This window comes from Methylobacterium sp. A49B (assembly GCF_053346215.1).
Genome location: NZ_JBKFBO010000147.1, coordinates 99,372 through 110,967 on the forward strand (window position 1 = coordinate 99,372; position 11,596 = coordinate 110,967).

Annotated in this window: 10 protein-coding genes; 5 read left to right on the forward strand and 5 right to left on the reverse strand. The window is 68.7% G+C overall.

The window, feature by feature from the left end:
• Entirely contained in the window at positions 1-1,887 is a 1,887-nt protein-coding gene (gene flgK / locus ACLBX9_RS30575) for a flagellar hook-associated protein FlgK (protein ID WP_447721554.1), read from the reverse strand.
• Positions 1,888-1,921: 34 nt separating this feature from the next.
• Complete coding sequence (locus ACLBX9_RS30580) at positions 1,922-3,196, reverse strand: flagellar hook protein FlgE (RefSeq protein ID WP_010683806.1); 1,275 nt, start codon at positions 3,194-3,196, stop codon at positions 1,922-1,924.
• 305 nt (positions 3,197-3,501) lie between these two features.
• Between ACLBX9_RS30580 and ACLBX9_RS30585 the strand changes: the two genes are divergently transcribed.
• Complete coding sequence (locus tag ACLBX9_RS30585) at positions 3,502-3,969, forward strand: BLUF domain-containing protein (protein WP_010683805.1); 468 nt, start codon at positions 3,502-3,504, stop codon at positions 3,967-3,969.
• 8 nt (positions 3,970-3,977) lie between these two features.
• The gene (locus tag ACLBX9_RS30590; protein ID WP_010683804.1) at positions 3,978-4,436 is read left to right on the forward strand and encodes a response regulator; all 459 of its coding nucleotides are present in this window, start codon (positions 3,978-3,980) and stop codon (positions 4,434-4,436) included.
• Positions 4,437-4,615: 179 nt separating this feature from the next.
• Here the strand turns inward: ACLBX9_RS30590 and ACLBX9_RS30595 are convergent, their stop codons facing one another.
• Entirely contained in the window at positions 4,616-6,229 is a 1,614-nt protein-coding gene (locus tag ACLBX9_RS30595; protein ID WP_010683803.1) for a peptide chain release factor 3, read from the reverse strand.
• A 179-nt stretch (positions 6,230-6,408) separates the two neighbouring features.
• On the opposite strand from ACLBX9_RS30595, the gene ACLBX9_RS30600 reads away from it, so the two are divergent.
• Complete coding sequence (locus ACLBX9_RS30600; RefSeq protein ID WP_447721555.1) at positions 6,409-7,935, forward strand: DUF1800 domain-containing protein; 1,527 nt, start codon at positions 6,409-6,411, stop codon at positions 7,933-7,935.
• On the forward strand, positions 7,932-9,119 hold the full coding sequence (locus ACLBX9_RS30605) for a DUF1501 domain-containing protein (protein WP_447721556.1): 1,188 nt from the start codon (positions 7,932-7,934) through the stop codon (positions 9,117-9,119). The genes ACLBX9_RS30600 and ACLBX9_RS30605 overlap by 4 nt, the downstream gene beginning before the upstream one ends.
• Positions 9,120-9,132: 13 nt before the next feature.
• Here the strand turns inward: ACLBX9_RS30605 and ACLBX9_RS30610 are convergent, their stop codons facing one another.
• The gene (locus tag ACLBX9_RS30610; RefSeq protein ID WP_010683800.1) at positions 9,133-10,179 is read right to left on the reverse strand and encodes a threonine aldolase family protein; all 1,047 of its coding nucleotides are present in this window, start codon (positions 10,177-10,179) and stop codon (positions 9,133-9,135) included.
• Positions 10,180-10,400: 221 nt separating this feature from the next.
• Between ACLBX9_RS30610 and rpsU the strand changes: the two genes are divergently transcribed.
• Positions 10,401-10,736, forward strand: a complete 336-nt coding sequence (gene rpsU / locus ACLBX9_RS30615) for a 30S ribosomal protein S21 (protein ID WP_010683799.1) — start codon at positions 10,401-10,403, stop codon at positions 10,734-10,736.
• A 260-nt stretch (positions 10,737-10,996) separates the two neighbouring features.
• On the opposite strand, the gene ACLBX9_RS30620 is transcribed toward rpsU, so the two are convergent.
• Positions 10,997-11,389, reverse strand: coding sequence for a response regulator (locus ACLBX9_RS30620; protein ID WP_010683798.1), 393 nt, complete (start codon positions 11,387-11,389; stop codon positions 10,997-10,999).
• Positions 11,390-11,596: the final 207 nt, after the last annotated feature.

Here is an 11,596-nt window from a genome sequence, read left to right on the forward strand (position 1 = left end):
TCAGATCTGCAGCAGCTGGTTGAGCATATCGCGGGCCGCACTCAGCACCCGGGCGTTGGCGCCGTAGGCGTTCTGCAGGGCGATCAGGTTCGACATCTCCTGGTCGACGCTGACGCCGGCCCCCGCGGCGAACCGGCTCTGCGCGGTGGACAGGGCGGTCTGCTGAGTGTCGTCGAGGGACGCGGCGCTGGCCGCGGCGGCCCCCTGCGCGGCGATGATGTCCTGCGCGAAGCCGATCACCGTGTTGCTGTAGGGCGCCGAGACGCCGCCGATGCCGCTCGACGACGAGAAGGTCTGCTGCGTCGAGGTCAGCGCGGCGAACAGCTTCTGCGCCCGCGCGCCGGACGTGCTCGTGTCCGTCGCGCTCGTTGTCGTCAGCGCGGACGGGTTGGCCGCGACGTTGCTGTTGACGCTGATGCGCTGGGCGAAGCCGGTGAGCTGAGATCCGGTATCGAAGGATCCCGTGAAGAGGGTGTTGCTGTTGCCGTCGACGAACAGGGTGAGGGAGGGATTCCCGGTGTTCAGGTCGGAGGCGGTGACCGCCGAGACGCTGGCGGTGGCCGCGGCGGCGACGTTGCCGCCCGCCGTGAGGGTCAGGGTCGCGCTCGAGCCGGTGGCGGTGCCGCTGACGCCGAGGGTCGGAAGGTTGTAGCTGGCGGAAGCCGGATTGGCGCCGAAGGCGGTGAAGGCCGCCTGGATCGCGCTCACGTAGCTGCCGGGTCCGCCGCTCGCGTTGAAGGTCAGCGTCAGGCCGTTGGCGTCGCTGGTCTGCCCGGCGGGGACGATCGTGCCGCTCGACGTCGCCGACGCCACCAGGGTCACGTTGCGCACCGTCCCGGAATTGTCGGTGACCGGGAAGGTGAGCGTGTTGCCGGGCTGCATGCTCCCGACGCTGATCGTGGTGGCGCCGCCGCTGAGGGAGCCGGTCGTCCTCGTGTTGGTCAAGGCCGTGGCCAGGCCCGCCGCCAGGTCGTCGAGCTGGCGCTGGGCCTGCGGCAGGGTCTGGTCGCGCAGCTCGAACGCGGCCGCGAGGCTCCCGGAGCGCAGCACGCCCGGCTCGCCGAGGTCGACCTTGCCGCCCCCCGCCAGCGTTGCGGTGACGGTGCCGACCGTGCGCTGGGTCGGATCGGTGGAGTAGGTCGAGCTGGCGTTGAGGGTACCGCGGCCGTCGAAGGAGAGCGTCGCCGCGTTGGTGCGGTCGACCAGCGTCGCACCCGACTGGGTCATGACCGAGACCGTCCCGTCGCTCTGCGTGACCGTCTTCACGTCCATGTAGCTCGACAGGCTGTTGATCGCCTGATCGCGCTGGTCCTGGAAGTCGGCCAGGGAGCTGTCGTCGGAGGTGTTCTGGATCTTGCCGTTGAGGCTCGCGATGCTGGAGAGCAGCGCGCTCGCCGCGCTCGTGTCGGCCCCGAGCTGCGACTCGATGCCGGTGCGCAGGTTCTGCACCGTGCTGGCGGCGCTGTTGATCTGGCTCGCCAGCGCCGAGGCATTGCCCAGGACCGTCGTGCGCGCCGCTGCCGAAGTCGGGTTGGCGGCGAGTTCCTGGAGGGATTCGGTGAAGGTGTTCAGCGTGCCGTCGAGCGACGTCGACGTTCCGGGGGTGCCATACAGGGCGTCGAGCTGGCCGATGATCCCCGCCTTCGTGCTGGTATAGGCGGCCCCCGATGTCTCCAGTCGGAGTTGTCTCAGGGCCGCCGCGTCGAAGCTGCGGGTGATCGTACCGGTGGCGACGCCCGAATTGTTGGGTCCGACGGCGACAGGTGTGATCGTCCGCTTGACGTAGCCCGCCGTGCCGGCATTGGCGACGTTCTGCGAGACGATGTTGATGGCCGCCTGCGTGGCGGCAAGCCCCGCGGTCGCGGTGGAAAGCGCGTTCAGCGACATCTCACGACCTCCGCGTCCGGGTACGCAGCCTCACTCAGCGGATCACGTTCAGGAGGTCCGACATCATCGTCTGGGCCGTCGACATGACGCGCGTGTTCGCAGAGTAGGCCTGCTGCGTTACGATCATCTTAGAGAACTCGGTGGCAATGTCGGTATTCGACTGCTCGTTGCTCGCACCCGTGATCGTGCTTCCGTCCAGGCCGGCCAGTGGGGGACCCGAGTCGGCCGTCTGCAGGTAGTTGCCTTTCGAATCCGCCTTCAGTCCGTCCGGGTTGGCGAACTGCGCGATCCCCACCGTGGCCAGCGCCTTCACGGCTCCGTTCGAGAACGTGCCGTTGATCTTGCCGTCCGTACCCACCGCGACGCTCGTCAGCGTGCCCGACGTGGCGCCGTCCTGGCTCAGCGCGCTGGTGGTCACCGCACCGCTCGAATCGGCGTACTGGGTCAGGCCGCCGGAGATGTCCAACTTCAGGTTCGTGAAGGTGTAGCCGGAGAACGTATCGCCGCTGAGATCCACGGTGGTGGAGGGCGGCGTGCCGGTCGCCGCCGGGGCCGTGAGCTTGCCGGTCGCATCGAACGTGAACTGCGTCGGCACGTCCGTCCAGGTCGGGTTGCCCGTCGTGCCGCTGTCGTAGGACAGCTTCCAGGTCGCACCGGTCGCGCTGGTCGAAACCTGCGTCCAGCGCGTGTTGATCGCCACTGGCGCTCCGCTCGCCGTGTAAGCCGTGATCGAAGGCCCGGCGATGCTGTTCGGCGGCGTTGTCGATGCGCTCGTGGTCGGCGTCGCCGGAAGGTTGGCAGAGTACGTGATCGTGGTGGTCGGCTGGGCGGGGAGCGTCGGGTTGCCGATGACGATCGGCCCCGAACTGGTGACCTGGCCGGTGAGCGGGTCGAGGTTGTTGCCGGTCAGGTAACCGCCCGCTCCGTTCATCAGGTAGCCCTCCGCCGTCGGGGCGAAGTCGCCCCGGCGCGTGTAGGCGTTGGTGCCGCTGAAAGTCGCCGCCCCATTCGCGTCACCGGTCTTCTGCACCACCGTGAAGAAACCCGTCCCGCTGATCGACATGTTGGTCGGCACGCTCGACGCGACGACGTTGCCGGCGATCGTATTGGTCAGTTGCGACTGGGCCAGCACCGAGCCGGCGACCTCGCGCTTGGGCGTGGTCTCGGACATCATGTCGACGAAGCTGGTGTCGACCCGCTTGTAGCCGGTCGTCTGCGAGTTCGCGATGTTCCCGGAGATGTTGCTGATGGCGTAGGACTGCGCCTGAAGTCCGGAGACCGAGGTCTGGAGAGCGGTGAAGAGATCCATGGTACGCAATCCCCATGCGTGCCGAGAGGGCCCGCAGGCTCCAGCGGTGGCAACCGCCGTGCCACGGCTAAACATCTGAGGAATCAGGTTTCATCGGTCCGCGACCCGGCAGCCTTGACCGGTCCCGCGTGCCGACCCGGCAGATCCTGCCGGGCGGGGCGGCTCGATCCGGAGCCGCCCCGTCCCGCGCCGCCTGACGCTGTTTACGGGGTGTTATCCGGGACGCGCGAGACTTGGGCGCGGACTAGGATCGGGCGCGGCGCGTCCGGCCGGAAATCGGTGGACGGGTTTCGGGTCTCGGGATCATGCGGGCGAAACGGACGAGCCTCGTCCACATCATCTACTTCTCGCGCCTCAACCTGTCGTCGGACGCGGCCAAGCGGTCCGAGCAGATCGGCGAGATCGGCCGGATCGCGCAGAAGAAGAACGAGTTCGCGGTGATCACGAGCTTCCTGGTGATCGAGGGCAACTTCGCCTGCCAGGTGATCGAGGGCGAGCGCTCGTCGGTCCATGAGACCTTCGACCGGGTCAGCGCCGACAGCCGCCACCGGGACGTTCAGATCAGCGAGTGGCGCGAGATCAACAAGCGGGAGTTCGTCCACTCGTTCAAGAGCGCCCAGCGGACCGCCGGCAACGACACGCTGTTCGCCAAGGCAAACCTGCTGCCGATGCTCCAGCGTGGGACGCCGAAGGCCTCGTCGATCCACGCCCTGTGCCTCGCCCTCCAGTCCGACACGATGTCCCGCCAGGGCATCGACCACCTCTTCGTCTGAGCCGAGCGATGTCCGAGAGCGATTCGAATCCGATCCTCATCGTCGACGACCAGGAGAAGCTCCTCCGCCTGATCGTCATGCTGATGACCCGCATCGGGTTTCCGGACGTCGAGGGCGTGACGAGCGCCACCGAGGCGCTGGAGCGGCTGCGGCAACGCCGCTACGCCCTGGTGATCTCGGATCTCGACATGGAGCCGATGGACGGCCTCAGCCTGCTCCGTGAAATCCGCGCCGACGACGTGCTGATGAACACGCCCTTCATGCTGACCGAGTCGTCCTTCGACTTCGAGGACATCAACCTCGCCCATCAGGCGGGGGCGGACGCCTTCATCCTCAAGCCGTTCGACATGGCGGTTCTGAAGACCAAGCTGAAGCAGGTGCTCAACCGCAAGCCGCGCAAGCGCGAGGCGCCGATGGCCGCCGAGTCGAGCCTGAGCGTGGAGTTTCCGATGCTCGGGAAGTTCTGAGGAAAACGCCGCGATTCGTTGTTTCCGACCCTCCACTCATCCTGAGGTGCCGGAGCGCAGCGCAGGCCTCGAAGGGGCCCTCCAGGGATCGCGCGCCTGGCTGGAGGGCTCCTTCGAGGCCCGCTGACGCGGGCACCTCAGGATGAGGTGAAGGATTGGATGGGCTGTCCCAAACGGCCTCACCCCGCCCGCTTCTGATAATCCTTCACGTCGGTGAAGCGCACGGCCGGGTAACGCTCCTCCTCGTAGCGCAGCGAGAAGGCCGTCGTCGCCATGAAGACCGGCGCGCCGTCGAGATCCTTGGCCATGGCCGAGCCGTGCGAGTCGATGAACTTGTCGAGCTCCACATCGGAGTCTGAGGACACCCAGCGGCAGACCGAGAACCGCGAGGTCTCGTAATCCACCGGCAGGCCGTACTCGGCCTGGAGCCGTTCCTTGAGCACGTCCAGCTGGAGCGCGCCGACCACGCCGACGATCGCCTGGCTGCCGTCCTGCGGCACGAACACCTGGACCACGCCCTCCTCGCCCATCTGCTGGAGCGCCTCGCGCAGCTTCTTGGCCTTCATGGCGTCGGTGAGCTTGATCCGGCGCAGGATCTCCGGGGCGAAGCTCGGCACGCCGCGGAACAGCAGATCCTCTCCCTCCGTGAGGGTGTCGCCGATCCGGAGCGTCCCGTGATTTGGAATGCCGACCACGTCGCCCGCATAAGCCTCATCGGCGATGGCGCGATCCTGGGCGAAGAAGAATTGCGGCGCCGAGAGCGAGATCGGCTTGCCGGTGCGCACCAGCCGGGCCTTCATGCCCCGGTTGAGCTTGCCCGAGCAGACCCGCATGAAGGCGATGCGATCCCGGTGGTTCGGGTCCATATTCGCCTGGATCTTGAACACGAAGCCGGTCATGCGCGGCTCGGTGGGCTCCACGAGTCGCTTGTCGGCGTCCTGGCCCCGGGGCGGGGGCGCAACCTGGGCGAGGCCGTCGATCAGGTCGCGCACGCCGAAATTGCGCAGCGCCGAACCGAAGAAGACCGGCGTCAGGTGGCCCTCGCGGAACGCATCGAGGTCGAAGGGCTTCAGGCCGCCCTCGGCGAGTTCCACCTCCTCGCGCCACGCATCCGCGGCCCCGTCCTCGGTGAGGAGCTCGTCGAAGAGCGGATCGTCGGGGCCCGAAACCGCCACCATCCCGGCATCCTCGGCGGCGTCGAGACGGCGGACGCGCTTGCCGCCGAGCTCGTAGGTCCCGGAGAAGTTGCGGCCCGTGCCGATCGGCCACGTGACCGGGGCGACGTCGAGCGCCAGCGTCTTCTCGATCTCGTCGAGGAGTTCGAACGGGTCGCGGGCCTCGCGGTCGAGCTTGTTGACGAAGGTGACGATCGGGATGTCGCGCAGACGGCAGACCTCGAACAGCTTGCGCGTGCGCGCCTCGATGCCTTTCGCGGCGTCGATCACCATGACGGCCGAATCGACCGCGGTCAGCGTCCGGTAGGTGTCCTCCGAGAAGTCCTCGTGGCCCGGCGTGTCGAGCAGGTTGAAGACGCAATCGCCATACTCGAAGGTCATCACCGAGGTGACCACCGAGATCCCGCGCTCTTTCTCGATTCCCATCCAGTCGGAGCGGGTCGAGACCCGGTTGCGCTTGGCCTTGACCTCGCCGGCGAGCTGGATCGCGCCCCCGAACAGCAGGAGCTTCTCGGTGAGCGTGGTCTTGCCCGCGTCCGGGTGGGAGATGATCGCGAAGGTGCGCCGCCGCGATACCGGATCGGCCGGCCTCGCCTCGGTCTTGGTCTGCATCAGCATGGAGCGAACGCTCTGGGTCGGCGGAACGTGATGGCGCGCCCGGGGCGCGGTCTCGGGATCGTGTAGCGGCACGCCCCGATATTGGCAAAGACACGGCGCTCATCGCGGCGTCCCTTCAGGGACCGTACAGGGGTCCGGCAACAGGCTCGGTACGCCGATCCACGCTCCGCGAGGCTGCCATGTCGCGCGCCGCAAGACGCTCACTTCTCATCGCCGCCTTGTTGGTGTCCGCGGCGGGGCCCGGCCCCATGGCGGGCGGCGTGCCGGCCCCGACCGCGGCCGCAGATGCCGCCTTCCTCGATGCCCTGACCTGGGGCGCCACACCCTCGGCCTTCACGCAGTTGGAAGCCGAGGGACGGGTGCGCTGGCTGCACGCGCAGCTCCATCCCCCCGCCGAAACGCGGCTGCCCCCCGACGCGCAGGCCGCCATCGACGCGCTGACCCCGCCGGGCAGCCTGTTCGAGCGGGCCCAGGCGCTCGACGGGCAGGCGAAGGCGTTCAGGGACATCCAGGATCCCGAGGCCAGGAAGGCCGGGCAGCAGGCCTTTCAGGCGGCACTCAATACGGCGGCGCGGAACGCCGCGTCCTCCTGGGTGCTGCGCGCCCTCTATAGCCCGGACCAAGTGCGCGAACGGCTGACGTGGTTCTGGTTCAACCGGTTCAACGTGCACCAGGGCAAGGCGACCCTGCGGGCGGCGGTGGGCGACTATCTCGACACGGCGATCCGCCCCCACGCGCTCGGGCGCTTCCGCGATCTGCTGATGGCGAGCCTGCGCCATCCGGCGATGCTGCGCTACCTCGACAACGCCGACAACGCCGCCGGCCGAATCAACGAGAACTACGCCCGCGAGATCATGGAGTTGCACACGATGGGTGTCGGCTCCGGCTACAGCCAGGCCGACGTGGAGGCATTGGCGCGGATCCTCACCGGGGTCGGCATCGACCTGAAGACGGAAGATCCGAAGCTCCGGCCCGAGCACGCCGCCGACTTCCGCCGCGACGGCCTGTTCGTGTTCAACCCGAACCGGCACGATTACGGCGACAAGGACTTCCTGGGCGCGCACGTCGCGGGCCGCGGCTGGGCGGAGGTCGAGCAGGCTCTGGACCTGATCGCCCGCCATCCCGCCACCGCGGCGAACGTGTCCCGAGCGCTCGCCACCTATTTCCTCGGGCAGGCGCCGGACGACGCGCTGGTTGCCCGGCTCGCCGCCGTCTTCACCCGCACGGACGGCGATATCGCCGCCGTGATGGAGGCGCTGGCGCACGAGCCGGCCTTCGCGGCCGAGCGCGGCACCTTCAAGGATCCGGTCCGCTACGTCTTCTCGGCCCTGCGCATGGCCTACGACACGCGCGTGATCCTCAACGCCGGTCCGGTGCTCGGCTGGCTGAACCGGCTCGGCGAGGGCCTGTTCAACCGCTCGACGCCGGACGGCTATCCCCTCGACGCCGCGGCCTGGAGCGGCCCGGGTCAGCTCGCGACGCGGTTCGAGATCGCGCGGCAGATCGGATCCGGCCCGGCCGGCCTGTTCAGACCACCGGGCCCCGACCAGACCGACCAGCCGGCCTTTCCCGTTCTGGCCAACGGGCTCTTCTTCTCGACCCTGTCGGGCACGCTCTCCGCGTCGACGCGGGCGGCCCTCGCCCAGGCGATGTCGCCCCAGGACTGGAACACCCTCTACCTCGCCTCGCCGGAGTTCATGCGATGAACCGTCGCGATCTGATCCGCGCCTCGGCGGCGTTCGGCCTGTCCACCGTGGCCGGGCGCGTCTGGGCGGCCCCGAAGGCCGATGCCCGCCTGCTCGTGGTGTTCCTGCGCGGTGCCTACGACGCCGCCAACGTGGTGATCCCCACCGGCAGCGACTTTTACTACCGCTCTCGACCGAACCTCGCGATTGCCAGGCCTGATGCATCCGACCCGAAGGCGGGGCTGTCGCTCGACGCCGACTGGAGCCTGCACCCCGCGCTCCGCGAGACGATCCTGCCGCTCTACGCCAAAGGTCAGGCGGCCTTCGTGCCCTTCGCCGGCACCGACGATCTGACCCGCAGCCATTTCGAGACCCAGGACACGATCGAGATGGGCCAGACGATCGGCGCCGCGCGCGACTACAATTCCGGCTTCATGGCACGCCTCGCCGCCGAGCTGACCCGCGTCCGGCCGATCGCCTTCACCGACCAGATGCCCCTGATCTTCCGGGGTGGCGACACGGTGCCGAACATCGCCATCAACGGCGTCGGCAAGCCCGGCATCGACGACCGGCAGGCACGCCTCATCGCCGCCATGTACAGCGACACCAAGCTGGCCACCGCGGTGACCGAGGGGTTCCGGGTCCGCGACGCGGTCTACCAGTCGATCTCCGACCACGCGGCGCAGGCGGATCGCGGCGCGGTCTCGCCGAAGGGCTTCGAGCTGTCGGCGCGGCGGATCGGCCGGCTGATGCGCGACACGTTCAATCTCGGCTTCGTGGATGTCGGCGGCTGGGACACCCACGTGAACCAGGGCGCCGGCACCGGCTACCTCGCCGACCGGCTGGGCGAGCTCGGGCGCGGCCTTGCCGGCTTCGTCGAGGAGATCGGCTCGGGCTGGTCCGACACCGTGGTGGTGGTCCTGTCCGAGTTCGGCCGCACGTTCCGGGAGAACGGCAACCGCGGGACGGATCACGGCCACGGCAGCGTCTACTGGATCCTCGGCGGCGGCGTCCGCGGCGGCCGCATCGCGGGGCCGCAGGTGCGGGCCGACGAGGCGCACCTGTTCCAGAACCGGGACTATCCGGTACTCACCGACTACCGAGCGCTCCTCGGCGGGCTGTTCCGGCGCCTTTACGGCCTCGATCAGGCGAGCCTGCGCCGGATCTTCCCGAGTGCCGACCCGGCGGAACTGGCGCTGCTGTAGAGGACCGATCCGGTCACGCCGCCGCGGCGGAGAGCGTACCAAGGTCCCGGACCAGCTCGTCCACCCGCTCGGGTTTCGCATCCCAGGCGAACATGAACCGCGCCCCGCCACCGATGAAGGTGTAGAACCGCCAGCCCCGGGCGCGCAGCCCCTCCATGGTGGCGGCCGGCAGCGTCAGGAAGACCGCGTTGGCCTCGACGGGAAACAGCGCCCGCACCCCCGGCAGCCCGGCAACGGATTCGGCGAAACGCCGGGCGCAGGCGTTGCCGTGCGCCCCGTTCCTCAGCCACGCGCCGCTCTCCAACATGCCGACCCAGGGGGCCGCCAGAAAACGCATCTTCGAGGCGAGCTGACCGGCCTGCTTGCACCGGTAGCCGAAATCCTCCGCGAGCCTCGGATCGAAGAACACCACCGCCTCGCCGGCATGCATGCCGTTCTTGGTGCCGCCGAAGCACAGGACGTCCACGCCCGATTGCCACGTCATCTCGGCCGGGCTGCAGCCCAGGCTCGCGCAGGCATTGGCGAAGCGCGAGCCGTCCATGTGGAGCGCGAGGCCGAGGTCGCGGCAGGTCGCCGACAGCGCGCGCAGCTCGGCGAGGGTGTAGACCTGACCGGTCTCGGTCGGCTGCGTGACGGTCACGACCCGCGGCCGGGGGAAGTGAATGTCGCTGCGGTTCTGGGCGAGCCCGCGGATCGCCTCCGGCGTCAGCTTGCCGCCCTCGGTCCGGACGGTGAGCAGCTTGGACCCGTTGGAGAAGAATTCCGGCGCGCCGCACTCGTCGGTCTCGACATGGGCCGAATCGGCGCAGATCACGCTGTGGTAGGACTGGCACAGGGCCGCCAGTGCCAGGGCGTTGGCGGCGGTGCCGTTGAACGCGAAAAACACTTCGCACTCGGTCTCGAACAGCGCGCGGAACGCGTCGGCGGCCCGGGCTGTCCAGGGATCTTCGCCGTAGGCCGGCGCGTGGCCGCGATTGGCCGCCTCCATGGCCGCCCAGGCTTCGGGACAGATGCCCGAATAGTTGTCGCTGGCGAATTGCTGCGAGTCGTCGTGTCTCATCCGAGCAACCTACCACGCGGCAGCCGAAGTTCGATCGCGCGGACAGGTTGGAACTGGTGCGCGCTTGGTGTAATGACCCCGCCAAGGCGTGGGCTCCACGCCGATTCGGAAACCGACGTTCCCGTCCCTCCCGGGCGCAACCGGGCGAGGGACGTTGCCGGTTTCCAGATCGGCGGCGGGCTACGCGAGCCCCGAAATCCAGGTCCAGAGGATCAAGTCCGTTGCAGGTACTCGTTCGCGACAACAACGTCGATCAAGCGCTCCGCGTCCTCAAGAAGAAGATGCAGCGCGAAGGCATCTTCCGCGAGATGAAGCAGCGCAAGGCTTATGAGAAGCCGTCCGTGCGCAAGGCCCGCGAGAAGGCCGAGGCCGTCCGCCGCGCCCGCAAGCAGGCCCGCAAGACCGCGATCCGCGAGGGTCTGATCGCCGCGCCGAAGCCGAAGCCCCGTTTCCCCGCCGGCGGCCGTCGCCCCGGCTTCCCGTCCCCGACGGCTGCGCAGGCGCAGGGCGGCAACGCTTCGGGTCAGGTTCCGGTGAGCCCGGCGCCCGCCGCCTGATTGACCGCACGCGCTCTTGAAGGAGCCCGGCCTGTGCAAGCAGCCGGGCTTTTTCTTTGCGACGTGACGGAAGCGGAGCGGTCAGAGCGCCCGCGCCATGGACTTATTGTTTGAACGCTACGGTTGAGGCGTCCCTCTCCGTCATCACGAACGCAGCGAAGTGACCCAGGGCAGCGCGACCTGAGGAGATGTGCCGCTGCTGGATTGCTTCGCTCCGCTCGCGAGGACGGCGGAGTTGACGGGAACAACCGGTACCGGGATCACGCCGCCTTGGCGGCGATCGTCGCGCGCTCGGCCTGGACCAGCACGTCCAGAGCCCGCCACGGCTTCTGCATGTAGACCGCCTGATCGGGCAGGCGCGCGTCGCGGCTCGCCCCGGAGGTGACGATCACGCGCACGTCCGGCCAGCGACGTCCCACCGCCTGGGCCAGGGAAATGCCGTCCATGGCACCGGGCAGGCGCACGTCGGCGAAGAGCAGCGCCACGGTGACGTCCGGCCGCTCCAGCACCGAGAGGGCCGCCTCCGCACTCTCACAGGCGATCACGCCGAGATCCGTCTCTTCCAGCACCGCGGTCGCGAGATCGCGTACCGCCGCGTCGTCCTCGACGACGAGGGCGACGGGGCTGGAACTGTCGGGCGTTGCGCGATCCATAAGAGTCTCCTGATGCCGGTGCGTTGCCCCTTGACGGGTCACGGTCCCATAAACGGGCTTCTGATTCCCCGATTCGGCCATGCTGGCCTGTCAGGAGCCGGCTCACAAGAGTCGGCGCGATTCGGTCGACGAATGCCTGCCCTGCAGCCATGCGGCGACACTTTCGAGCGAAACGCCTGAAATTGGCGCAGCGCACGCGCGGTTAAG